We start from the raw sequence: 20,597 nt of genomic DNA, 5'->3' as shown, positions 1-20,597 counted from the left end.
ACTCAGTCGATGCGCCAGCGCAGTGCGCGCAGCTGCTCGTAGGCAGGGCGGCAGGCTTCGGCCACCTCGGCGGCGTGTCCCGTCAGCACGGGAGCCTCGTCGGCCGCCCGCTCGAAGCCGGTGGAGCGCCACACCGCGGCGTACCAGTGCGGGGCCCAGACGCCATCCGAGGCGCGCGGCCCGGCCGGCCACTGCAGCATGCCGGGGCGGAAGTCCAGGTCCAGGTGGGCGCACAGCGCGCGCAGATGGGCCTCGGGGCGCTGCAGGAAGTCGGCGCTGTCGATGATCGGCGGCACCTGGCCGTGGCGCGCCTGCAGGTGCTCCAGCAAGCGCATTTGCTGCAGCACGCCCAGGTCCTCGGGCGCCACCTCGGCGCGCGACTTCACGTAGGAGGCCACCACCCGCACCGGGTCGCGGATCAGCAGCACGTTGTGCAGGCCGTCCACCCAGTCCAGGGCCAGGCTGGCCGGCAGGTGGTGGGCCATGTGCTTCTGGTACCAGACCGGCAGGCCGCCCGGCACCGGGCCCAGCAGCTGTGCCACCACGCGTGCGGGGTCGCATTCGCCCTGGGCGATGATCTCGTCGCGGCCGGGATGGTCCAGACCGGTGGCGGCCAGGTAGGCGGCGTAGAGCGGCTCGTCGCTGACCGCGCAGTCGCCGCGGTTCTCCCAGGAGCGCATCATCGCGGTGCTGATGTTGCGCGGCCCGCTCCACATGGCCACGCGCAGCGGTGTCTGCGTCACGCCGTGCTCCCGGCCCGGGCGGCGGCCACGTCGCGGCGCACCAGGTCGGCATAGAGTGCCTGCAGGCGCTGCACCATCGGGCCGGGCACCGTATCGAAGGCCCGGCCGTCGACCGAGCGCACCGGCGCCACACCGGCGTAGGTGCCGGTGCAGAAGGCCTCGTCGGCGCTGTAGACCTGGGTCAGGCTGAAGTTCTTCTCAAAGGCCGGAATGCCGGCCTCGCGGCAGACCTGCAGCACGTTGGCGCGGGTGATGCCGCCCAGGCAGTAGTCGCCGCTGCTGGTCCAGACCTCGCCCTTCCTGACGATGAAGAAGTGGGTGGAGTTGCAGGTGGCGACAAAGCCGTGCGGGTCCAGCATCAGCGCCTCGTCGGCCCCTGCCTCGGTGGCCTGGATGCAGGCGGTGATGCAGTTGATCTTGCTGTGGCTGTTGAGCTTGGGGTCCTGCACGTCGGGCGCGCCGCGGCGCACATGCACGGTGAACAGCTTCAGGCCCTGGGCCAGCAACTCGGGCTTGGGGCGCTTGAACTCGGGCAGGATCACCACGGTGGCGTTGCCGATGCAGGCGCGCGGGTCCTGGTAGGGCGTGCGCTTGATGCCGCGCGTGACCATCAGCCGCACATGCACGCCGTCGTGCATGCCGTTGGCGGCCAGGGTCTCGCGCAGCGCGGCAGCCAGTTGCGCGCGGCTCAGGCCGATGTCCAGCGCCAGCGCGCGGGCGCCTTCGAACAGCCGGTCCAGATGGGCGGCCAGGAAGACCGGCTCGCCGTCCACCACGCGCAGGCCCTCCCAGACGCCATCGCCCAGCACGAAGCCGCTGTCGAAGACCGACACCACCGCCTCGGCGCGTGGAAACAGCCGACCGTTGATCCAGATGCGGATGTCCGCATTGCGCGGGTCGTCGTGGAAGTCGTGGATGCTCTGGGCCATCGTCAAGCGGGGGATACTGGTGATGCGCCGCAGTCTACGCGGCCGCACCCTGTTGCATGCGAAGGAGACCCTGATGAGCGGACGCACTGTCGTGATGGCCGGCGCCACCGGCCTGGTGGGCCAGCACCTGCTGCAGGGGCTGCTGGCCGATCCCGGCGTGGCGCAGGTGATCAGCCTGGGCCGCCGGCCCGCCACGCTGTCACACCCGCGGCTGCAGGCCCTGGTGGTGGATTTTGCTGCGCTGCCCGCGCTGCCGCCCTGCGACGAGGTCTACCTGGCGCTGGGCACGACGATCAAGGTGGCAGGCAGCCAGGCCGCCTTCCGCGCGGTGGACTTCGACGCCAACCTGGCCGTGGCGCGTGCCGCGCTGGCGGCGGGAGCGCGCCGCGCCGGGCTGGTCAGCGCGATGGGTGCCGATGCGCGCTCGGCGGTCTTCTACAGCCGGGTCAAGGGCGAACTGGAGGACACGCTGGCCGCGCTGCCCTTCGACGGGCTGCTGATCGTCCGGCCATCGATGCTGGAGGGTGACCGCGCGGCCCTGGGCCAGCCCGAGCGGCCGGGTGAGCGCTGGGCCTCGGCACTGGGCCGCTGGCTGGGTCCGCTGGTGCCGGCGAACTACCGGCCGATCCCGGCCGCGGCGGTGGCGGCCGCCCTGCGGGCGGGCGTGCCCACGGTGCAGGGGCGGCAGGTGCTGCTGTCCGGGGCGCTGCGGCGCCCGCGCTGAGCGGGCCTCAGGCCGGGTCGCCCGGCACGCCGCCCATCAGCACGCAGGCCAGCTCCAGCCGGCGCCACAGGTGTTCTGGCATCGCCAGGATGCCTTCGGGGGTGCGCTCGCGCATGACCCAGTCGCGGATCTCGGCGTGCTGCGCCGGGCTCAGCAGGTGGCGCTCCAGCATCTCGTCGAGGGTCTGCATCGCGGGCTCCTCCGGGGGTGGCGTGCCGCGATGATCGCACGGACGCGGGCCGCCGTGGCGGCCCGCGTCCGTGCGCTGGCTCAGGCCTTCTTGCCCTGGGCCGCGACCGCGGCGGCGGCGGCCGCAGCAGCGGCGGCATCGCCCAGGTAGTAGCTGCGGATCGGCTTGAGATCAGCGCCCAGCTCGTAGACCAGCGGAATGCCGTTGGGGATGTTCAGGCCCACGATGTCGGCGTCGCTGATGTCGTCCAGGTACTTGACCAGCGCGCGGATCGAGTTGCCATGGGCGGCCAGCACGATGCGCTGGCCGGCACTGATCGCCGGGGCCAGGGTGTCGTTCCAGCAGGGCAGCACGCGGGCCACGGTGTCCTTGAGGCACTCGGTCAGCGGCACCTGCTCGGGGGCCAGACGCGCATAGCGCGGGTCCTGGCGCTGGCCGCGCGGGTCGGCGGCGTCCAGCGGGGGCGGCGGGGTGTCGTAGCTGCGGCGCCAGATCAGCACCTGCTCGTCGCCGTACTGCTTGGCCATGTCGGCCTTGTTCAGGCCTTGCAGGCCGCCGTAGTGGCGCTCGTTCAGACGCCAGTCCTTGACCACCGGCAGCCAGGCGCGGTCCATGCCGTCGAGCACATGGTTGAGGGTGTGGATCGCGCGCTTGAGCACCGAGGTGTAGGCGACGTCGAACTCATAGCCCTCGGCCTTCAGCAACTGTCCGGCCGACAGGGCCTGCGACACGCCGGTGGGCGTGAGCTCCACGTCGGTCCAGCCGGTGAAGCGGTTCTCGAGGTTCCAGGTCGATTCGCCGTGGCGGATCAGCACGAGCTTGTACATGGCGGTGAAGGGCGGGTGTGAAGGCCCGCGTCAGACTTGGTGCAAACCCCGAATTCTATAATCCGGGCGCTTTGCTCTTCCTGACTTTCCAAAGGCCTGCCCCGTGCAATTCGTGATCGAGAACTGGATGCTGATCCTCGTCGCCGTCGTCTCCGGCGCGCTGCTGCTGCGTGGCAGCCTGCAAGGGGGCTCGGGCGTGTCGCCGGCCGAGGCGGTGCGCCTGATGAACCACGAGAAGGCCACGGTGATCGATGTCTGCGAGCCGGCCGAGTTCGAGCAGGGCCACATCGGTGGCGCACGCAGCGTGCCGCTGGGCAGCCTGGACGAGGCCAAGGGCCTGCCCAGCAACAAGGCGCTGCCGCTGCTGGTGACCTGTGCCTCGGGCGCGCGCGCCCAGCGCGCCGCGGCGGTGCTGCGCAAGCAGGGCTACCAGGACGTGCGCGTGCTGGCCGGCGGCATGCGGGCCTGGCGCGAGGCCAGCCTGCCGGTGGTCACCGGCGCCAAGGGCTGAACGGCGCGGGCGAATCCGGGTCGGCGGACCAGGGTTTTGTGCGCGCTGCGCTGCAGTCTTGCGGCGGCGCGCCGACAATACCGGTGACCGAACCCACCAGCGTGTCTTCCATGAACAAGGTCAAGATGTACACGACCCAGGTCTGCCCGTACTGCGTGCGGGCCAAGGCCTTGCTGTCGCAGCGCGGCGTGGCCGAGATCGAGGAAATCCGCGTCGACCTCGACCCCGTGCAGCGCGACCAGATGATGAGCCTGACCGGCCGCCGCACCGTCCCGCAGATCTTCATCGGCGAGACTCACGTCGGCGGCTGCGACGACCTGGTGGCACTCGACCAGCGCGGTGGCCTGATGCCGCTGCTGCAGGGCGCCTGAGCGGCCGGTCCCGGCCACCTCCCGCGCTGCCGCCGGGCCGCCTGGTCCGCGCGCTACACTCTGCGGTTGACCCAGGCTGGCCGCCATGTCCGGCGGCCGGCCGTTGTCGTCTTTGCAGAAAGCTTTCCCCATGGCCGACCAAGAACTCGCCCCCGTGTTCCAGCTGCAGCGCATGTACCTGAAGGACCTGTCGCTGGAGCAGCCCAATTCGCCCCAGATCCTGCTCGAGCAGCAACAGCCGCAGGTCGACATCCAGCTGGCGATGGGCGCCGAGGGGATCGCCGACGGCGTCTACGAGGTGGCGGTCACCGCCACCGTGACCACCAAGATCGGTGAGCGCACGCTGTTCCTGGTCGAGGCCAAGCAGGCCGGCATCTTCGAGCTGCGCAACCTGCCCGAAGACCAGATCCAGGGCATCCTGGGCGTGGTCTGCCCGCAGATGGTCTACCCGTACCTGCGCGCCATCGTGTCGGATGTCTGCACGCGCGCCGGCTTCCCGCCGATCCTGCTGGCCGAGGTGAACTTCCAGGCCATGTACGAAGCCCAGCTGCAACAGGCGGCCGGCGACGGCGCCGCGCCCGCGGTCAACTGATCGCCTGACCCCGGATGCGTCTGGCCATCCTGGGCGCTGGCGCGTGGGGCTCTGCGCTGGCGGTGGCGGCGGCCTCGTGGCATGAGGTTAGCCTCTGGGCCCGTGACCCGGCGCAGGCCGCCGCGATGCAGACCGCGCGCGAGAACGCGCGCTACCTGCCTGGCGTGCCGCTGCCGGCGCGCGTGCGCGTCACCGCCGATCTGTCGCAGGCGCTGGCGGCCGGCCCCGACCTGTGCGTGCTGGCCACGCCGATGGCGGCGCTGCGCGGCATGCTGGGCTCGCTGCAGGGCCCGACCCCGGTGCTGTGGCTGTGCAAGGGTTTCGAGGCGGGCAGCGGCCTGCTGGGCCACGAGATCGCGGCGGCCTGCGCACCGGGCCTGGCCTGCGGCATCCTCTCCGGCCCCAGCTTCGCACAGGAAGTGGCCGCCGGCCTGCCGGCGGCGCTGGTGGTGGCCAGTCCCGAGGCGCGGGTGCGCGAGCGGGCGGTCGAGGCCTTCCACCGCGGTGCACTGCGCATCTACAGCTCCACCGACCCGATCGGTGTGGAGGTGGGCGGCGCGGTGAAGAACGTGCTGGCCATTGCCACCGGCGTGTGCGATGGCCTGCAGCTGGGCCTGAACGCCCGCGCTGCGCTGATCACCCGCGGCCTGGCCGAGATGACCCGCCTGGGCGTGGCCCTGGGCGCCCGCACCGACACCTTCGCCGGCCTGGCCGGCCTGGGCGATCTGGTGCTCACCGCCACCGGCGACCTGTCGCGCAACCGGCGCGTCGGCCTGCTGCTGGCCGAGGGCCTGGACCTGAGCGGCATCCTGCAGCGCCTGGGGCATGTGGCCGAGGGCGTCTACAGCGCGGCCACCGTGGTGCAGCGCGCTGCGGCGCTGGGCGTGGACATGCCGATTGCGCAGGGCGTGCATGCGCTGCTGCAGGGGCAGGTGGATGCCCGCCAGCTGGTGGAGCTGCTGATGCGCCGCGAGGCGCGGGCCGAATAGCGCCGCCGGCTCAGCCGGGCTGCAGCAGCCATTGCATTTCGACCAGCGGCAGCGGGTAGGCCAGCTCGCTGCGCCAACCGCGCCAGGCCTGGCCGGACAGGCCGGCCAGCGCCAGCGCGTGGCGCAGCACGGCCGCGTGGTCCGGCAGCTCGTCCGGCTGTGTGGCCAGGGGGTCGGTGCCCAGCTCCGTCAAGGGCGCCTGCAGGGCCAGGCGCCGGTGGTGCGGCTGGTCCGGGGTGGCGTCGGGCAGTTGCACCCCCGAGGGCGAGGGCAGCTGGAACAGCGTGTCGGCGCGGGCGCCGGGCCACAGGTCGCGGGCCAGGTAGAGCTCGCGCCAGACGCGCTTGCAGGGCGTGTGCAGCATGTAGTTGCGCAGCCGTTGCCAGCCTTCGGCCCGCGCCAGCGGCAGCGCGTGGCGCACCTGGTAGGCGGTGTCCAGCGCGTCGGGCAGCGGGTCCAGCTCGGGCGGCAGCACCAGCGTGGTCACCGGGCCGTCCTGGATGACCTGCAGCGCCACCGCCGGACCGAGCAGGTAGTCGGCCGGATCGCCCTGGCCGTGCAGCGGGGCCATCGTGGTGCCGTCGGTGGCGGCGGTGCGCGGCATCACGCTCAGCAGCGGCACGGCCACGTCCGGCTGCACCCGCCACAGGCCGCGGCGGCGGTGCACCTCCAGCGCGTCGACCCAGGGGCCCTCGGCCGAGGGCCACAGGAACAGCGCCGAGGCGATGGTGTCGCAGCCGTGGCCGAACAGGTAGGACTGGGCCTTGAACACCGCCTGGCGCGAGGCATGGCCCAGGCGTTCTCGCACCAGGCGCGAGCCGCAGCCCAGCTGCGCTTCCAGGGTCTGGCGGCTGCCGGGCAGGCTGTCGAGCAGCTGCTGGTAGCCGTCGACCGCAGCAGCGGCGCTGGCGGTGTCGCTGCCACGACCCAGGGCGGCGTCGAGCAGCTTGCGCAGCCCGGTGGGCGAGGGCAGGTGGTGGACGAACTCGCCATCGCTGCCGCTGGCACAGGCGCGCACCAGGCGGCTGGCGAGGCTCTTGTCCAGGCCCAGCTCACGGGTCAGCCGCACGCCGCGCGCCGGCCGTCCGGCGTGCGCATCCATCAGCGGGCCGAGGGTGGCTCGCAGCTGTTGCACGACGGTGGTGGCGTCCGGGAGTCGGTCATTCATGGGTGGGGTGCGCTCTGCCTGGCGCCTGCCGCCTATTGTCCCCAGCAATCGAGGCGTACAAACGGATACATCCAGCGCTTCCAGGGGGGCTCAGCGGGCGGCGGGACGGGGCAGGCGCACCAGCAGCGCGCGGTAGCTGCCCGGGATCTGCCGGTCCAGCGTGGCCAGGGCCAGGGTGCGGCCATCGCCACTGACGGCGCTCACCTCGAAGACCTGGTAGCGCCTGGGCAGGTCAATGCCCTGGGCGCTGAGGAAGGCGCGTGCCTCCATCAGCCCGGTGGCCGGCGTCCAGACCCAGCCCGAGGACTGCGGGCTGAACGTGGTGCGGCCGAAGCCCACCACCACCTGGCCGTCATCGGACAGGCCCAGCGCATAGGCCGAGCCGTCCCATTCGGTGCCGGGCAGCACGCCCAGCAGCTGGCGCTGCCAGGCGCCGCTGCCGTCGGCCGTCCACATCATCGCCGACTCGACGCCGGTGCTGGCGTCCCAGGCCTGGCCGACGATGCGGGTGCCGGCCGCGTCCACCGCGGCGGCTTCGCTGGGCCAGTCGCTGAGTTCCAGCAGCTGGCGCTGGCCGTGGATCCAGACCGCGGCCTGGCGCATGCCCCATTCCAGGTGCTCGTCCCAGCCCACCATCACGCGGCCGTCGTGGTTGGCATCGTCGATGCGGCTGGACCGACCGCCGCTGCCCTGGTCCTTGACCCCCTTGCGCGCGGTCCAGGCGCTGCCGTGCGCCAGGCCGTCCTTCTTGCCGGCGCGCCAGTACAGGCCGGTGACCACCTTTCCGTTGCCCGACATGCCGTAGACACCCGCCTGGTCCAGGTCCATCTGGCCGGCGTCGCGGGGCAGCGGCCCCAGCACCTGCCAGCCGGTGGCCGCCGTCCAGCGTCCCTGGATGCCGAACTGGCCGCTGTCGTCGAGGATGCTGCCGGCGATCACCTCGCCGTCGGCCGAGATCGCCGGCGTGCCGCTGTACAGGCCGATCGCGGTGGTGGCCCGGCCCAGCGGCACCTGGCCGTCCTCGGCGCGCCAGCGGAAGGTCTGGAAGTCGGCCGACAGCTGGCCGGTGGCGGTGCGGCCGTCGGCCGACAGGTCGGTGACCCAGCCGTCGCCGATCACGGTGTAGGGCTTGGCCAGCGCCGGTGCGGCGGGCTGCAGCAGGCCGGCGGCCAGCGCCAGCGCGGTGGCGGCCTGGCGCAGGCCGAAACAGCGGCCAAGCGCTGACAGGGGGGACGTGTGCATCGCGAGATCCTCCAGGACGCCGGGTGCGCCCTTGCATGGCAGCCACTCTAGGCCGTTCTCAAAGAATCTTCAAGAGTTCTCCAGGAGAAATTTGCTCAGGGCTTTCCAGCACGCTGGCGCCGCCGCTCGCCGCTCGCCGGCGCAGGCGAACCCGCACTTAGCACTCATTTCCCAAGAGTGCTAATATTGTTGGAACCAACGGGCCTCGTGCCTCTCCAACTTCGCCATGACCCAGCACTCCACTGCCACCGCCGTCGCCCTGCGTGACCCTTGGGCCCTGGTGCCCTCGCTCGGCAATCTGGACGCCTACATCTCGGCCGTCAACCAGCTGCCGCTGCTGACGCAGGAAGAGGAAACCCGCTTCGCCCGCGCGCTGCGCGACGAGGGCGACCTGCAGGCCGCCAGCCGCCTGGTGCTGTCGCACCTGCGCCTGGTGGTGGCGGTGTCGCGCCAGTACCTGGGCTACGGCCTGCCGCAGGGCGACCTGATCCAGGAAGGCAACGTCGGCCTGATGAAGGCGGTCAAGCGCTTCGACCCTGAACAGGGCGTGCGCCTGGTCAGCTACGCGCTGCACTGGATCAAGGCCGAGATCCACGAGTACATCCTGAAGAACTGGCGCATGGTCAAGGTGGCCACCACCAAGGCCCAGCGCAAGCTGTTCTTCAACCTGCGCTCGATGAAGCGCCACCTCAAGAGCGACGCCGCCGAGGGCGACACCTACCGCCAGGCCCTGTCGGCCGACGAGGTCGCGCGCGTGGCCGCCGAATTGGACGTGCGCCCCGAGGACGTGGTCGAGATGGAGACCCGGCTGGCCGGCGCCGACGTGGCCCTGGAGCCGCAGGACGACGACCGCGAGGACAGCGTCGCCCCGATCGCCTACCTGGCCGACGAGCGCCAGGAGCCCACCCGCGTGCTGGAATCGCGCCGCCGCGAAGCGCTGTCGACCCACGGCGTGGCGCATGCGCTGGAGCAGCTCGATGCGCGCAGCCGCCGCATCGTCGAGGAGCGCTGGCTCAAGGTCAACGACGACAGCAGCGGCGGCATGACGCTGCACGAGCTGGCCGCCGAGTACGGCGTCAGCGCCGAGCGCATCCGCCAGATCGAGGTGGCGGCGCTGAAGAAGATGCGCAAGGCCCTGGAAGCGGCCTGACCCGGGTCCGCCCCGCGCTGTGACGACGGCCCCGACGGGGCCGTCGGCGTTTCAGGCAGCTTCCTTCAGCAGCACGCGCAGGTCATGGGCCAGCGTCTCGGCGCCGGCGCCATAACGGCTGAACACGCGGATGCGGCCCTGGGGATCGAACACATAGGAGCCCGCCGTGTGGTCCACGGTGTAGCTGCCCTCGGTCTTGCCCGGCACCTTGGCGTAGAAGACCTTGAACTCCTTTGCCGCGGCCTGCGTCTGCTCTGGCGTGCCGCGCAGCGCGATGAAGCCGGCCTTGAAGCTCTCGGCATAGGCGCCCAGCACCTCGGGCGTGTCGCGCTCGGGATCAACGCTGACGAAGATGCCCTGGACACGCTCGCCATCGGCGCCCAGCAGCTGCCGGGCGGCGGCCAGCTCGGCCATCGAGGTGGGGCAGACGTCCGGACACTGGGTGTAGCCGAAGAACACCACCACCACCTTGCCCTTGAAGTCGCCCAGGTGGCGCTCCTGGCCGCTGGGGTCTTTCAGGTCGAGGTGGCGGGCGTATTCAGCCCCGGTGATGTCGATGCCCTTGAACGGGCTGGGGCTCGGCCCGCCCGGCCGGCAGGCGGCCAGGGCGGTGAGCAGGCTGAGGCTGAGGAGCAGGCGTCGGCGCATCGGGGAAGGGGCCCCGCGCGCCGCCGCATCAGACCAGGTAGTGGTCGACCAGCAGCGCCGCGAACAGGGCGGCCAGGTAGAGGATCGAGAACTTGAAGGTGCTGCGCGCCCAGGCATCGGAGTAGTGGGTCAGCAGCTTCACCGCACGGTAGAGGAAGACGCCGCCCAGGCCCAGTGCGCAGACCAGGTAGGGTAACCCATTCATGCCGATCACATAGGGCATGACCGTGACGACGATCAGGGCCAGCGTGTACGCCACGATCGAGCGCCGGGTGTAAAGCGAGCCGTGGGTGACCGGCAGCATCGGCAGGCCGGCGCGCTCGTAGTCCTTGGTGCGGTACAGCGCCAGCGACCAGAAATGCGGCGGCGTCCACATGAAGATGATCAGGAACAGCAGCCAGGCCTCGGCCGGCACGGTGCCGGTCACCGCCGACCAGCCCAGCACCGGCGGCATCGCGCCCGAGGCGCCGCCGATCACGATGTTCTGCGGCGTGGCCGGCTTGAGCCACAGCGTGTAGATGAAGGCGTAACCGACGAAGGTGCCGAAGGTCAGCCACATCGTCAGCGGGTTGACGAAATAGTGCAGCAGCACCAGGCCGCTGCCCCCCACCAGGAAGGCGAAGGTCACCGTCTGGCGCGAGCTGATCACGCCAGAGGGCAGGGGCCGACCCCGGGTGCGCGCCATCTGCGCGTCAATGTGCCGCTCGAGCAGGCAGTTCACGGCGGCCGCCGATCCGGCGGTCAGCGCGATGCCCAGCGTGCCGAAAACCAGCACCTGCAGCGACGGCACACCCGGCGTCGCCAGGAACATGCCGATGACCGCGCAGAACACGATCAGCGACACCACGCGCGGCTTGGCCAGCGAAAGAAACTGGCTGACGGCACTCTTGCCGACGACGGAGGTGTTCATGAGTGAGATCTTCAAGGGGCTCTGCGGCGGGCAGAGCAATAACCCAGGCACGCACTCTGCCACAACGAAAGGGCACTCAAGGCTGGGGCTGACACCGATGGATTGTGCGGCCATAAGCGGCCTAGCCGGTGTCCGCCAGCGCCCCGGCCCGGGGTCGGGCCCAGCCCGGCCGCCACCGATCCCGCGCCGCCCGGCACAGGGGCAGGCTTGTGGTCTACTGCGCGGTCGCTGAAATCCTCGGTTACTGCAATGAGTGTGGATGCTTGGAACATCAGGGCCCCTTCGGGAGGGGCTTCGGCCCTGGCCAGGGGGCAGTTGTGGCTGGGCGTGGCGGCCCTGGTCGGTGCTGGCTTGCTGGCCGTGGTGCTGGTGTTGTCGCGCACCCCCGGTGCCTCGGCGCTGTTCTCCTCGACCAACCTCTTCCGGGCCGCGCTGGTCGTGCACGTGGACCTGTCGGTGCTGGTCTGGTTCATGGCCTTCGCCGGCGTGCTGACCAGCATCGTCACGCCGGACCGCTGGGTGCCGATGGGCTGGCTGGCCTGGGCCCTGGCGGCCCTGGGCACCTGTCTGATGCTGGTGTCACCGTTCCTGGATGGCGCGCAACCGCTGCTGAACAACTACATCCCGGTGCTGGACCAAGGGGTGTTCCTGGCCGGCCTGCTGGCCTGCGGCGCCGGCTTCGGGATGACCCTGCTGCGCTGCCTGCTGCTCAACGGCTCCGGGCCGGAGTGGCCGGCGGGCGAGCGGGCGCTTCGGCAGGGTGTGCGCCTGGCGGCACTGGCGGGCGCGATGGCGTGGCTGGCGTTTGGCTGGACCTGGCTGCAGCTGCCGGCGACGCAGGGCACCGCCTATTTCGAGCTGCTCTTCTGGGGGCCCGGCCACGTGTTGCAGTTTCAACACGCCCTGCTGCTGGGCGTGGCCTGGCTGTGGCTGGTGCATGGGCTGGGCGCGCAGCCGCCCGTTTCGCAGGGGCGCTGGCTGCGCTGGGCGGTGATGCTGGCGGCCGTGCCGCTGGCCGCCGTGCCGGTGTTGTACGTCGTGTGGCCGGTGGGCAGCCCCGGCCATCTGGCGGCGTTCACCGAGCTGATGCAGTGGGGTCATCTGTGGATGCTGCCCCTGGGCGCGCTGGTGTTGACCGCGCTGCCGGGCGTGTGGCGCGCGGCGCCCAGCCCGCAGCGCTCCGCGCTGTTGTTCTCGCTGCTGCTGTTTGCCACCGGCGGCGTGCTGGCCTACATGATTCGCGGGGTCAACGTGGTGGTGCCGGCGCATTACCACGGCTCCATCGTCGGCGTCACGCTGGCGTTCATGGGCCTCACCTATGCGCTGTTGCCGCTGCTGGGCTATCGACCGGTCCAGGCCGCCTGGGCCCGCTGGCAGCCCGTGGTCTACGGTGGCGGTCAGTTGATGCACATCCTGGGGCTGGCCTGGTCCGGCGGCTATGGCGTGCAGCGCAAGGTGGCCGGAGCGCAGCAGGTGCTGACGACCCTGCCGGAGAAGATCGGCATGGGCATGATGGGCCTGGGCGGCTTGATCGCCATCATTGGCGGCGTGATGTTCGCGTGGGCCTGCATCCAAAGCATGAGACCACGGGCGGTGGCCGAGGGCTGAACATGGGCCAAGCCCGGGTGTCTCGAGCCGTTTGGCTGCGTGCGGCCACGTGCGTTCCCCTGCTCTGGCTGCTGGGGTGCGACCAGCCGGCGGCCCCCCGCGCCACCCCATGGCGTGGCACCGACCTGAGCGGCACCGACCTGGACCGTGACGGCCTGGCCCAGGCCCTGTCCGACCACACCGGACAAGCCCGGCGGCTGGACGGTTTCCGGGGGCAGCTGGTGGTGCTGTTCTTCGGCTACACCCAGTGTCCCGACGTGTGTCCGACGGTGCTCGGCACCATGAGTCAGGCCATGCAACAGCTGGGCGAGGACGCGCACAAGGTGCAGGTCGTGTTCGTGACGATCGATCCCGAGCGCGATACGCAGGTCCTGCTGGCCCAGTACCTGGGGGCCTTTCATGCGGGCTTTCTCGGTCTGCGCGGCGATGCCGCCGCCACGGCCCGCGTGGCCAGGACCTTCAAGGTGCACTATGAGAAGCGCCCGGGCACTTCACCCGGTCAATACGCCATGGATCACTCCACGGGCAGCTATGTGCTGGATGCGCACGGCCGCCTGAGGCTGTACTTCACGCACGGTGAGAGCAGCGCGGCCATCGCGCAGGACCTGCGCCAGCTGATGGCCGAACGCTAGGGCTGGGCCGCGAGCAGGGTCCTGAGCTGCTGCTCCAGGGCCGGCTCGGACAGAGGGCCCAGGTGCACCGCTGCCAAGCGTCCGTCGCGACCGAAGAAGGCCGTGAAGGGCATCGCCTGGGCCGAATTTCCCCAGGCCACGCTGAGCTCCAGCAGGTCCACCCCGCCCATCAGCAAGGGGTAGCTGAGCGGATGCTCCGCCTCGAACCGGGCGACGTTGTCCGGTGTGTCGATCGACAGCCCGACCATCTGCACGCCTTGGGAGCCGAAGGTCGTCTGCGCCCGCGAGAACACCGGCATCTCTTCCCGGCAGGGTGGGCACCAGGTCGCCCAGAAATTCAGCACCAGCACCTTGCCGCGCCAGGCCCGCAGCGCCTGTTGGCGGCCCCGCGCGTCAGGAAGGGTGAGCGACCAGACGGCCCCGGGCTGTGTTGTCGCCATGGGCGGGGCCGACGCTGGCTGCTGGCGGGCCGACGGGCGTGTCGCCCACAGGCTGGCACCGGCCATCGCGGCCAGCAGTGCCACCACCACGGCAACGAGAAGCAGGGGGGCGATCGCCTTGTTGCGGCTCATGGCCGGAGGTCGTGATGGGCCAAGGTCTGGGGTCTGCGAGTGACGCGGCCGGGACCGGGTGGATGACAGCCGCCAGCGGTGGGCAGCGGGCCTGCCTGATCCTTATCAAGCAGGGCCTGCGGCCTGTCCAAACATCTGGCGACGGGCTTGGCGATAGCTGGAATCCCTGACAAGTCCCCCCTGGTAGGGCGTGCTAACCTCGTCCGGGGGAACCGAGCAGACTGAGCCATTGCTTTGAGCATTATCAATGGCCAGTGCCATTTTTCATGCGGCGGCTCAAGGAGTGCGTCGGCGTGAGGTCTAGGTCCGGAGGAAAGAATGACGAGAGGCACGTTCAAGAAATTCGTTGGCATTGAGGCATGGCTGGTGTTGGCGCTGGCCCTCTTTGCCGGCGCAGCGAACGCCGCGTGGGACATCAATCTGCAGGAGCCGGTGACCAGCACCGCGCGCCGGATCTACGAGCTGCACACCTTCCTGACATGGCTGATCTTCGCCATCTTCGTGGGTGTGTTCGGCGTGGTCACCTACTCGCTGATCATGCACACCCGCAAGCGCGGGCACAAGGCGGCGACCTTCCACGACAACACCACGATCGAGATCGTCTGGACGGTCATCCCCGCGATCATCCTGGTGATGATTGCCTTCCCGGCCACCAAGGCCCTGGTCGCTGCGCGCGACACCAGCCAGCCTGACATCACCGTCAAGGCCACCGGCTACCAGTGGAAGTGGGGCTACGAGTACATGACCGGCGATGCCGCCGGCGTGAAGTTCATCAGCGCGCTGGCCACGCCACAGAACCAGATCCGCGAGAACGCACCCAAGGGCGAGCACTACCTGCTGGAGGTGGATCGCCACCTGGTCGTGCCTGTCAACAAGAAGGTCCGCGTGCTGACCACCTCGGCCGACGTCATCCACGCCTGGTCGGTGCCGGCCTTTGGCGTCAAGACCGACGCCGTGCCGGGCTTTGTGCGCGACACCTGGTTCAAGGCGGAGAAGGAAGGCATCTACCGCGGCCAGTGTTCAGAACTGTGCGGCAAGGACCACGGCTTCATGCCCGTGGTGGTGGAAGTGGTCTCCGAGGCAAAGTACGCCGAGTGGATCGCCGAGCAGAAGAAGGCCATGGCGGCGGGCGCCGAAGATCCCAACAAGACCTATGCCCTGGACGAACTGGTGGCCAGGGGTGAGAAGGTCTACGCGGCGAACTGCGCGGCCTGCCACCAGCCCACCGGCAAGGGCCTGCCGCCGGTGTTCCCGGCGCTCGACGGCTCGGCGATCGTCAAGGGTCCCAAGGAGAACCACCTGAAGATCGTGCTCAACGGGAAGCCCAACACGGCCATGGCAGCCTTCGGTGCGCAACTGAGCGATCTGGACATCGCCTCGGTCGTGGCCTATGAGCGCCACGCCTGGAGCAACCAGTTGAACGATGCCATCCAACCGGCCGAGGTCAAGGCCCTGCGTGCCAAGTGACGGGCCAGCATGGCCACTGACACCAGCATCCCGTTTGGCGCATTGAGGACGTTTTGAACATGCAAGCAAACCAAGAAGCCCTGGCGGGCGGACACTCGGCTCACCACCACCACGACGACCACGGCCACCATGGCCGGGCGCCTGGCCTGGTCGGTTGGTTCACCACCACCAACCACAAGGACATCGGCACGATGTACCTGTGGTTCAGCTTCGCGATGTTCCTGGTCGGCGGCGCGATGTCGCTGGTCATCCGGGCCGAACTGCTCTCGCCTGGCTTGCAGTACGTCTCGCCCGAGTTCTACAACCAGATGCTGACGCTGCACGCGCTGATCATGGTGTTCGGCGCGATCATGCCGGCCTTCGTCGGGTTCGCGAACTGGATGATCCCGATGATGGTGGGCGCGTCCGACATGGCCTTCGCGCGCATGAACAACTGGAGCTTCTGGCTGCTGCCGCCTGCGGGCATCCTGCTGGTCTCGTCGTTGCTGGTGCCAGGCGGCGCCGCGGGCACGGGCTGGACCTTGTACCCGCCGCTGTCGGTGCAGATGGGCATTGGCATGGACATGGCCATCTTCGCCATCCACATCCTGGGCATGTCCTCGATCATGGGGTCGATCAACATCATCACCACGATCCTGAACATGCGCGCGCCCGGCATGAAGCTGATGAACATGCCCATGTTCTGCTGGACCTGGCTGGTGACGGCCTTCCTGCTGATCGCCTCCATGCCCATCCTGGCCGGCGCGGTCACGATGCTGCTGACCGACCGTCACTTCGGCACCAGCTTCTTCAACGCCGCCGGCGGTGGTGACCCGGTGCTGTTCCAGCACATCTTCTGGTTCTTCGGCCACCCCGAGGTCTACATCATCGCCCTGCCGGCCTTCGGCGTGGTGTCGCATGTGATCCCGGCCTTCTCGCGCAAGCCGCTGTTCGGCTACACCTCGATGGTGTACGCGATTGCCGCCATCGGCCTGATCTCGTTCGGCGTCTGGGCCCACCACATGTATGTGACCGGGCTGCCGCTGACGGGCCAGCTGTACTTCATGTACGCCACTCTGCTGATCGCCGTGCCCACCGGGGTCAAGGTGTTCAACTGGGTCTCCACGATGTGGCGGGGCGAGCTCACCTTCGAGACCCCGATGCTCTTCGCGCTGGGCTTCCTGTTCCTGTTCACCGTGGGTGGCCTGACCGGCCTGGTGCTGGCGATCACGGCGGTGGATGTGCAGATGCAGGACACCTACTACGTGGTGGCCCACTTCCACTACGTGATGGTGGCCGGCGCCTTGTTCTCGGCCTACGCGGGCACTTACTACTGGCTGCCCAAGTGGTGTGGCCACATGTACGACGAGAGCCTCGGCAAGCTGCACTTCTGGCTCTCCATCGTCTTCTTCAACGTCGCCTTCTTCCCGCAGCATTTCCTGGGCCTGGCGGGCATGCCCCGGCGCATCCCCGACTACGCCCAGCAGTTCACCGACTTCAATGCGGTGTCCAGCATTGGCGCCTTCGGCTTCGGCGTGAGCCAGCTGATCTTCCTGTGGGTGGTGCTGAAGGCCATCCGTGGCGGTCCGGCCGCTCCGGCCAAGGTCTGGGATGGCGCCGAGGGCCTGGAATGGACGGTGCCGTCGCCTGCGCCGTACCACACGTTTGAAGACCCGCCCAAGCTGCCGCAAGGCACGGCCAGCCACTGATGAACGTCATGAAACCTGATCTGGAGCAGCAGCGCCGCGGCAACCGCCGCGTCGGCCTGGCGCTCACCGCGCTGGCCTTGGCGGTGTTCGTCACCACCATCGTCCGGCAGTGGATGTCGGGCGGTCTCTGAGGTCTGATCGTGGCCAGCCCCAAGCTGTCGAGCACCAATGCCCGCCTGGCCGCCGGCCTGGGCGTGCTGGCCTGCGCGGCGTTCGGCTTTGCCTACCTGCAGCCGCCCCTGTACCGGGCCTTCTGCGAATGGACCGGGATCAACGATGTGCAGAAGGCCGACGACTTCCAGGCGTCGTCGGTGGCAGGTCGCCCGGTCACGATCGAGTTTGACGCCAACACCCATGGCCAGGGTCTGCGCTTCATCAGCCTGCACAACGCGGTGCAGGCCCGCACCGGCGAGCTGGTGCAGGTGTCGTTCCGGGTCCAGAACACGTCCGACCGTCCCATCACCGGCCAGGCCGTGCCCAGCTACGGGCCCAGGCATGCCGCCAATTTCGTCAAGAAGCTGGAGTGCTTCTGCTTCAGGCAGCAGACCTTTGCGCCTGGCGAGGTGCGTGACATGCCGGTGGTGTTCGCGCTGGACCGTCAATTGCCCGACGACGTGGTCACCGTGACCCTGTCCTACACCTTCTTCGAGGTTCCGGGCACGTCGGCGGACGCTGCAGCCGCTGCGAAACCCTTGAGCGGCCCGGCCAAAGGAACATGAGCAAAGCGCCAGCCATGCCCAAAGCCGCACCACCTGCCACACCGGGTTTCCTGCGGCTGATTCGCACCGTCGGTGCCGCCATGTTCGGTATCCGCGGGCGACAGAGCCACGAACAAGATATGCCGTCCTTGTCGCCACTTCAGCTCATCGTGACCGCCCTGGTGTTCATGCTGATCTTTGTGGTGTCCGTCGTGTCGATTGCCAGCTATGTGGTTGGCCAATGAATCAGCGGTGCGCGATCCATTCAGCGCCCATGAGAAGTCCTGAGAACTAAAGGAGCCCATCCCCATGAGCAGCCACACCGCCGCCTCGCGCTATTACGTCCCGCAGCCCTCCTACTGGCCGATGGTCGGCTCAGCCGCCCTGTTGCTGCTGGCCATCGGTGCGGTGCTGTCGATGAACAAGATCTCCTACGGCGGCCTGGTGCTGCTGGCGGGCTTCGTGGTGCTGCTGGTCATGCTGTTCGGCTGGTTCGGCCGCGTCATCGACGAGTCCGAGGGCGGGCAGTACAACCTGCAGGTGGACCGTTCCTTCCGCTGGTCCATGGGCTGGTTCATCTTCTCGGAGGTGATGTTCTTCGTCGCCTTCTTCGGCGCCCTGTTCTATGTGCGCGTGCTGTCGGTGCCGGAGCTGGCCAGCGCCTCGCAGGAACTGTTGTGGGGCGGCTTCAGCGGCCATTGGCCCAGCGCCGGTCCGGTGGCCGAGGCGGCGAAGACCGAGATCCACGCCGTGCCCGCCATGGGCATCCCCTTGCTCAACACGATCCTGCTGCTGAGTTCAGGTGCCACGCTGACCTGGGCGCACTGGGGCATGCTCAAGAACAACCGCCGTCAGCTGAACCTGGGCCTGTTCCTCACCATCGCGCTGGGTCTGACCTTCCTGGGGTGCCAGGCATACGAGTACGTCGAGGCCTATTCGCACGGTCTGAAGCTGAGCACCGGCGTGTATGGCTCCACGTTCTTCATGCTCACCGGCTTCCACGGCTTCCACGTCACCCTGGGCGCCACCATGCTGGTCGTCATCTGGCTGCGCAGCCTGAAGGGCCACTTCACGCCTGAGCGCCACTTTGCCTTCGAGGCGGTGGCCTGGTACTGGCACTTCGTTGACGTGGTGTGGCTGGGCCTGTTCATCGTCATCTACATGCTCTGAGCCCGGGGACGGGCAGCGGCTGGGGCGGGGCGCGGGTTCAGCCCCCCGCCGCGTCCGGCGCTTCTTCAGCCGTTTCTTTGGCCGCGTCAGGACGCCAGGCCGTGGGTCCAACCCAGGTACCTGGCCGTCATCAAGGCCACCAGCAGCGCGACCGACAAGGCCACACGCCAGGTCAGGGCGCGCACGGCCTTTTCCCGGTTCGGGCCCTGGTCGTGGAAAATGAACAGCAGCGCGCGGCCCAGGTTGTAGACGATGGCCAGGAACATCAAGATGACAAACAGTCGCATGGCCTGAATTGAACGGCAGTCGGTGTGCTCGCGAGTGTGCCATCCCGGCGCGGGCCCGCAGCGCGGCGTGAACCCTTGGCCACACCACGGCCACAAGACCCTCCGAGGTCACTTGCCATGACCGCCCCGACGCTGCCCGCCAGCGGCCAGATCTGCTGACCACCCCCACATGAGTTCCTTACGCACCGCGCCCCGACCGCGCCGATGGGGTCTGTGGTTGGTTGTGCTGGCCTGTGCCGTGTGTCTGGGCATGTCGGCGTTCCAGCTCTGGCGTGCCCACGTCAAGGCCCAGCGCTACGACCAGATCCAGGCCGCCATCGCGTCGGGCCCCGTGTCCCTGAACGACGTGCTGGCCCGGGGCGGGGACCTGGGCGCCCTGCCACTGCACACGCTGACCCTGCGTGGCACCTGGCTGCCCGAGCACACCCTCTTTCTCGACAACCAGATTCGGCGTCGATGGGTGGGCTATCACGTGCTCACGCCCTTCCGGCTGGAGGGCAGCGCGCTCGTCGTGCTGGTCAATCGTGGCTGGGTGCAGGCGCCGCGCCTGCGCAGTGACCTGCCCCAGGTGGTCACGGCGCCGGGGCTCGTGCAACTGACCGGTCAGGCGCGGCCCTTCCCGCAGCGCGTCTTTGAGCTGGCGCCCGACGTGTCGCCGGGCCGTGTCTGGCAGCATGTCACTGAAGAGCGCTACCGGGCCAGATCCGGCCTGGCGGCGACCGACCGCATCGCCCCCTTCCTGTTGCTGCAACTCAGCCCGTCCGAGGACGGACTGGCACGCGAGTGGGAGGAGCCGCAACACCCCGCACTGCACCACCTGGGCTATGCCGCCATGTGGTTGGTGTTTGCCTTGCTCGCCATCGGCTATGGTTGGTTGAGCAGGAGTCGACCTTGAACCCATCCCACACCACAAGCCCTTCCCAACGCAGCGGCCGGCGCACGCTGCTGCTGATCGCCGCCATCTGTCTGCTGCCGCTGCTGGCGGCCGTGGTGCTTCGCCTGGTGTGGACGCCGCCCAAGCCAGACAGCCTGGGTGAGCTGCTGCCGCCGCAAGCGCTGGCCTATGACCGGCTGGTGGGCGCGGATGGTCGCCCCTGGCCGCACGAGCAGGTGGCGGATCGCTGGCTGATCGTCTACGCCTCACCCGGCCAGTGCGATGCGGCCTGCCAGGAAACGCTCTACCTGACCCGCCAGTCGCGCACCGCCCAGGGCAAGGCCAGCCTGCGGCTGGGCCGCTTGTGGGTGCTGACCGACGATACCCAGCCCGACCCGGCCTTGCTGGCAGCGCACCCGGATCTGCAATGGGCCAAGCTGGTCCAGCCCGGTGACCTGCCCGAACTGGGCGGCGTGAAGCAGGCGCCCCGTCACCTGTTCCTGGTGGACCGGCGCGGCCAGATCGTGATGCGCTACAGCGACCACCCGGAGCCCATGGCCTTCATCAAGGAACTGGGGCGCCTGATCAAGTTCTGACGACCTGCGCG

At 69.3% G+C, this 20,597-nt stretch carries 26 protein-coding genes; 16 read left to right on the top strand and 10 right to left on the bottom strand.

Annotation, left to right across the window (positions count from 1 at the left end):
- Nucleotides 1-2 precede the first annotated feature (2 nt).
- Both KAK03_RS08170 and KAK03_RS08165 read right to left on the bottom strand, forming a co-directional pair.
- Nucleotides 3-743 (bottom strand): sulfotransferase-like domain-containing protein, encoded by a 741-nt coding sequence (locus KAK03_RS08170; RefSeq protein ID WP_310738509.1) that lies wholly within the window; start codon nt 741-743, stop codon nt 3-5.
- Complete coding sequence (locus KAK03_RS08165) at nt 740-1,672, bottom strand: aminotransferase class IV (RefSeq protein WP_210853225.1); 933 nt, start codon at nt 1,670-1,672, stop codon at nt 740-742. The genes KAK03_RS08170 and KAK03_RS08165 overlap by 4 nt, the downstream gene beginning before the upstream one ends.
- Before the next feature lie 73 nt (nt 1,673-1,745).
- On the opposite strand from KAK03_RS08165, the gene KAK03_RS08160 reads away from it, so the two are divergent.
- The gene (locus KAK03_RS08160; RefSeq protein ID WP_210853223.1) at nt 1,746-2,396 is read left to right on the top strand and encodes an NAD(P)H-binding protein; all 651 of its coding nucleotides are present in this window, start codon (nt 1,746-1,748) and stop codon (nt 2,394-2,396) included.
- Between the two features lie 7 nt (nt 2,397-2,403).
- Here the strand turns inward: KAK03_RS08160 and KAK03_RS08155 are convergent, their stop codons facing one another.
- Together KAK03_RS08155 and gpmA are read right to left on the bottom strand one after the other, a co-directional pair.
- The gene (locus tag KAK03_RS08155) at nt 2,404-2,586 is read right to left on the bottom strand and encodes a hypothetical protein (RefSeq protein WP_210802848.1); all 183 of its coding nucleotides are present in this window, start codon (nt 2,584-2,586) and stop codon (nt 2,404-2,406) included.
- Nucleotides 2,587-2,666: 80 nt separating this feature from the next.
- Nucleotides 2,667-3,413 carry a 2,3-diphosphoglycerate-dependent phosphoglycerate mutase gene (gene gpmA, locus KAK03_RS08150; RefSeq protein ID WP_210853221.1) on the bottom strand — a complete coding sequence of 249 codons (747 nt, stop codon included), beginning with the start codon at nt 3,411-3,413 and terminating at the stop codon, nt 2,667-2,669.
- Between the two features lie 103 nt (nt 3,414-3,516).
- Here gpmA and KAK03_RS08145 point away from each other — a divergent pair, with 103 nt between their 5' ends.
- The 4 genes from KAK03_RS08145 to KAK03_RS08130 all read left to right on the top strand — a co-directional run bounded on the left by KAK03_RS08145 (nt 3,517) and on the right by KAK03_RS08130 (nt 5,876).
- Entirely contained in the window at nt 3,517-3,924 is a 408-nt protein-coding gene (locus KAK03_RS08145) for a rhodanese-like domain-containing protein (protein WP_210853219.1), read from the top strand.
- Between the two features lie 110 nt (nt 3,925-4,034).
- Complete coding sequence (gene grxC / locus KAK03_RS08140; protein WP_210853508.1) at nt 4,035-4,295, top strand: glutaredoxin 3; 261 nt, start codon at nt 4,035-4,037, stop codon at nt 4,293-4,295.
- Between the two features lie 130 nt (nt 4,296-4,425).
- Nucleotides 4,426-4,887, top strand: a complete 462-nt coding sequence (secB, locus tag KAK03_RS08135) for a protein-export chaperone SecB (RefSeq protein WP_210853218.1) — start codon at nt 4,426-4,428, stop codon at nt 4,885-4,887.
- 14 nt (nt 4,888-4,901) lie between these two features.
- Nucleotides 4,902-5,876, top strand: a complete 975-nt coding sequence (locus tag KAK03_RS08130) for an NAD(P)H-dependent glycerol-3-phosphate dehydrogenase (RefSeq protein ID WP_210853216.1) — start codon at nt 4,902-4,904, stop codon at nt 5,874-5,876.
- A 10-nt stretch (nt 5,877-5,886) separates the two neighbouring features.
- On the opposite strand, the gene KAK03_RS08125 is transcribed toward KAK03_RS08130, so the two are convergent.
- Nucleotides 5,887-7,044: a hypothetical protein gene (locus KAK03_RS08125; protein WP_210853214.1), complete on the bottom strand. Its 1,158-nt coding sequence runs from the start codon at nt 7,042-7,044 to the stop codon at nt 5,887-5,889.
- A 90-nt stretch (nt 7,045-7,134) separates the two neighbouring features.
- On the bottom strand, nt 7,135-8,286 hold the full coding sequence (locus tag KAK03_RS08120; RefSeq protein ID WP_210853213.1) for a hypothetical protein: 1,152 nt from the start codon (nt 8,284-8,286) through the stop codon (nt 7,135-7,137).
- Between the two features lie 226 nt (nt 8,287-8,512).
- Between KAK03_RS08120 and rpoH the strand changes: the two genes are divergently transcribed.
- Complete coding sequence (rpoH, locus tag KAK03_RS08115) at nt 8,513-9,436, top strand: RNA polymerase sigma factor RpoH (protein ID WP_210853211.1); 924 nt, start codon at nt 8,513-8,515, stop codon at nt 9,434-9,436.
- Between the two features lie 51 nt (nt 9,437-9,487).
- On the opposite strand, the gene KAK03_RS08110 is transcribed toward rpoH, so the two are convergent.
- Both KAK03_RS08110 and cyoE read right to left on the bottom strand, forming a co-directional pair.
- Entirely contained in the window at nt 9,488-10,084 is a 597-nt protein-coding gene (locus tag KAK03_RS08110; protein WP_210853209.1) for an SCO family protein, read from the bottom strand.
- A gap of 28 nt (nt 10,085-10,112) precedes the next feature.
- Nucleotides 10,113-10,994, bottom strand: coding sequence for a heme o synthase (gene cyoE, locus KAK03_RS08105; protein ID WP_210853207.1), 882 nt, complete (start codon nt 10,992-10,994; stop codon nt 10,113-10,115).
- A gap of 249 nt (nt 10,995-11,243) precedes the next feature.
- Here cyoE and KAK03_RS08100 point away from each other — a divergent pair, with 249 nt between their 5' ends.
- Nucleotides 11,244-12,602, top strand: a complete 1,359-nt coding sequence (locus KAK03_RS08100; protein WP_256441135.1) for a cbb3-type cytochrome c oxidase subunit I — start codon at nt 11,244-11,246, stop codon at nt 12,600-12,602.
- Nucleotides 12,603-12,619: 17 nt separating this feature from the next.
- The gene (locus tag KAK03_RS08095; RefSeq protein ID WP_310738508.1) at nt 12,620-13,234 is read left to right on the top strand and encodes an SCO family protein; all 615 of its coding nucleotides are present in this window, start codon (nt 12,620-12,622) and stop codon (nt 13,232-13,234) included.
- On the opposite strand, the gene KAK03_RS08090 is transcribed toward KAK03_RS08095, so the two are convergent.
- On the bottom strand, nt 13,231-13,806 hold the full coding sequence (locus KAK03_RS08090) for a TlpA family protein disulfide reductase (protein ID WP_210853201.1): 576 nt from the start codon (nt 13,804-13,806) through the stop codon (nt 13,231-13,233). The two genes, KAK03_RS08095 and KAK03_RS08090, sit on opposite strands and share 4 nt — an antisense overlap.
- 318 nt (nt 13,807-14,124) lie before the next feature.
- Here KAK03_RS08090 and coxB point away from each other — a divergent pair, with 318 nt between their 5' ends.
- The 6 genes from coxB (at nt 14,125) to KAK03_RS08060 (ending at nt 18,829) form a co-directional block, all read left to right on the top strand.
- On the top strand, nt 14,125-15,273 hold the full coding sequence (gene coxB, locus KAK03_RS08085; protein WP_210853200.1) for a cytochrome c oxidase subunit II: 1,149 nt from the start codon (nt 14,125-14,127) through the stop codon (nt 15,271-15,273).
- A gap of 59 nt (nt 15,274-15,332) precedes the next feature.
- Nucleotides 15,333-16,961 (top strand): cytochrome c oxidase subunit I, encoded by a 1,629-nt coding sequence (gene ctaD / locus KAK03_RS08080; protein ID WP_210853198.1) that lies wholly within the window; start codon nt 15,333-15,335, stop codon nt 16,959-16,961.
- Between the two features lie 8 nt (nt 16,962-16,969).
- Complete coding sequence (locus tag KAK03_RS08075) at nt 16,970-17,092, top strand: cytochrome oxidase small assembly protein (protein WP_210853195.1); 123 nt, start codon at nt 16,970-16,972, stop codon at nt 17,090-17,092.
- A 9-nt stretch (nt 17,093-17,101) separates the two neighbouring features.
- Nucleotides 17,102-17,680: a cytochrome c oxidase assembly protein gene (locus KAK03_RS08070; RefSeq protein WP_310738507.1), complete on the top strand. Its 579-nt coding sequence runs from the start codon at nt 17,102-17,104 to the stop codon at nt 17,678-17,680.
- Nucleotides 17,677-17,904, top strand: coding sequence for a DUF2970 domain-containing protein (locus KAK03_RS08065; RefSeq protein WP_210853193.1), 228 nt, complete (start codon nt 17,677-17,679; stop codon nt 17,902-17,904). The genes KAK03_RS08070 and KAK03_RS08065 overlap by 4 nt, the downstream gene beginning before the upstream one ends.
- Nucleotides 17,905-17,968: 64 nt before the next feature.
- Nucleotides 17,969-18,829, top strand: a complete 861-nt coding sequence (locus KAK03_RS08060) for a cytochrome c oxidase subunit 3 (RefSeq protein WP_210853192.1) — start codon at nt 17,969-17,971, stop codon at nt 18,827-18,829.
- A gap of 86 nt (nt 18,830-18,915) precedes the next feature.
- Here the strand turns inward: KAK03_RS08060 and KAK03_RS08055 are convergent, their stop codons facing one another.
- Entirely contained in the window at nt 18,916-19,116 is a 201-nt protein-coding gene (locus KAK03_RS08055; RefSeq protein ID WP_210853189.1) for a twin transmembrane helix small protein, read from the bottom strand.
- Nucleotides 19,117-19,285: 169 nt separating this feature from the next.
- On the opposite strand from KAK03_RS08055, the gene KAK03_RS08050 reads away from it, so the two are divergent.
- Both KAK03_RS08050 and KAK03_RS08045 read left to right on the top strand, forming a co-directional pair.
- The gene (locus KAK03_RS08050) at nt 19,286-20,011 is read left to right on the top strand and encodes an SURF1 family protein (RefSeq protein WP_210853183.1); all 726 of its coding nucleotides are present in this window, start codon (nt 19,286-19,288) and stop codon (nt 20,009-20,011) included.
- Nucleotides 20,008-20,586 carry a redox-active disulfide-containing membrane protein gene (locus KAK03_RS08045; protein ID WP_210853181.1) on the top strand — a complete coding sequence of 193 codons (579 nt, stop codon included), beginning with the start codon at nt 20,008-20,010 and terminating at the stop codon, nt 20,584-20,586. Before KAK03_RS08050 ends, KAK03_RS08045 begins: the two co-directional genes overlap by 4 nt.
- Nucleotides 20,587-20,597 lie beyond the last annotated feature (11 nt).

This window comes from Ideonella alba, assembly GCF_018069845.1.
GTDB lineage: Bacteria > Pseudomonadota > Gammaproteobacteria > Burkholderiales > Burkholderiaceae_C > Ideonella > Ideonella alba.
Note: the sequence above shows the minus strand (reverse complement) of the source record. Positions and strands in the feature narration are given on the sequence as shown.

Excerpts from the sequence above, each read along its gene's own strand:
- KAK03_RS08165 (WP_210853225.1), bottom strand. The coding sequence starts at position 1,672 with ATGGCCCAGAGCATCCACGACTTCCACGACGACCCGCGCAATGCGGAC.
- KAK03_RS08160 (WP_210853223.1), top strand. The coding sequence starts at position 1,746 with ATGAGCGGACGCACTGTCGTGATGGCCGGCGCCACCGGCCTGGTGGGC.
- KAK03_RS08155 (WP_210802848.1), bottom strand. The coding sequence starts at position 2,586 with ATGCAGACCCTCGACGAGATGCTGGAGCGCCACCTGCTGAGCCCGGCG.
- gpmA (WP_210853221.1), bottom strand. The coding sequence starts at position 3,413 with ATGTACAAGCTCGTGCTGATCCGCCACGGCGAATCGACCTGGAACCTC.
- grxC (WP_210853508.1), top strand. The coding sequence starts at position 4,035 with ATGAACAAGGTCAAGATGTACACGACCCAGGTCTGCCCGTACTGCGTG.
- secB (WP_210853218.1), top strand. The coding sequence starts at position 4,426 with ATGGCCGACCAAGAACTCGCCCCCGTGTTCCAGCTGCAGCGCATGTAC.
- KAK03_RS08130 (WP_210853216.1), top strand. The coding sequence starts at position 4,902 with ATGCGTCTGGCCATCCTGGGCGCTGGCGCGTGGGGCTCTGCGCTGGCG.
- KAK03_RS08125 (WP_210853214.1), bottom strand. The coding sequence starts at position 7,044 with ATGAATGACCGACTCCCGGACGCCACCACCGTCGTGCAACAGCTGCGA.
- KAK03_RS08120 (WP_210853213.1), bottom strand. The coding sequence starts at position 8,286 with ATGCACACGTCCCCCCTGTCAGCGCTTGGCCGCTGTTTCGGCCTGCGC.
- rpoH (WP_210853211.1), top strand. The coding sequence starts at position 8,513 with ATGACCCAGCACTCCACTGCCACCGCCGTCGCCCTGCGTGACCCTTGG.
- KAK03_RS08110 (WP_210853209.1), bottom strand. The coding sequence starts at position 10,084 with ATGCGCCGACGCCTGCTCCTCAGCCTCAGCCTGCTCACCGCCCTGGCC.
- cyoE (WP_210853207.1), bottom strand. The coding sequence starts at position 10,994 with ATGAACACCTCCGTCGTCGGCAAGAGTGCCGTCAGCCAGTTTCTTTCG.
- KAK03_RS08100 (WP_256441135.1), top strand. The coding sequence starts at position 11,244 with ATGAGTGTGGATGCTTGGAACATCAGGGCCCCTTCGGGAGGGGCTTCG.
- KAK03_RS08090 (WP_210853201.1), bottom strand. The coding sequence starts at position 13,806 with ATGAGCCGCAACAAGGCGATCGCCCCCCTGCTTCTCGTTGCCGTGGTG.
- coxB (WP_210853200.1), top strand. The coding sequence starts at position 14,125 with ATGACGAGAGGCACGTTCAAGAAATTCGTTGGCATTGAGGCATGGCTG.
- ctaD (WP_210853198.1), top strand. The coding sequence starts at position 15,333 with ATGCAAGCAAACCAAGAAGCCCTGGCGGGCGGACACTCGGCTCACCAC.
- KAK03_RS08075 (WP_210853195.1), top strand. The coding sequence starts at position 16,970 with ATGAAACCTGATCTGGAGCAGCAGCGCCGCGGCAACCGCCGCGTCGGC.
- KAK03_RS08065 (WP_210853193.1), top strand. The coding sequence starts at position 17,677 with ATGAGCAAAGCGCCAGCCATGCCCAAAGCCGCACCACCTGCCACACCG.
- KAK03_RS08060 (WP_210853192.1), top strand. The coding sequence starts at position 17,969 with ATGAGCAGCCACACCGCCGCCTCGCGCTATTACGTCCCGCAGCCCTCC.
- KAK03_RS08055 (WP_210853189.1), bottom strand. The coding sequence starts at position 19,116 with ATGCGACTGTTTGTCATCTTGATGTTCCTGGCCATCGTCTACAACCTG.
- KAK03_RS08050 (WP_210853183.1), top strand. The coding sequence starts at position 19,286 with ATGAGTTCCTTACGCACCGCGCCCCGACCGCGCCGATGGGGTCTGTGG.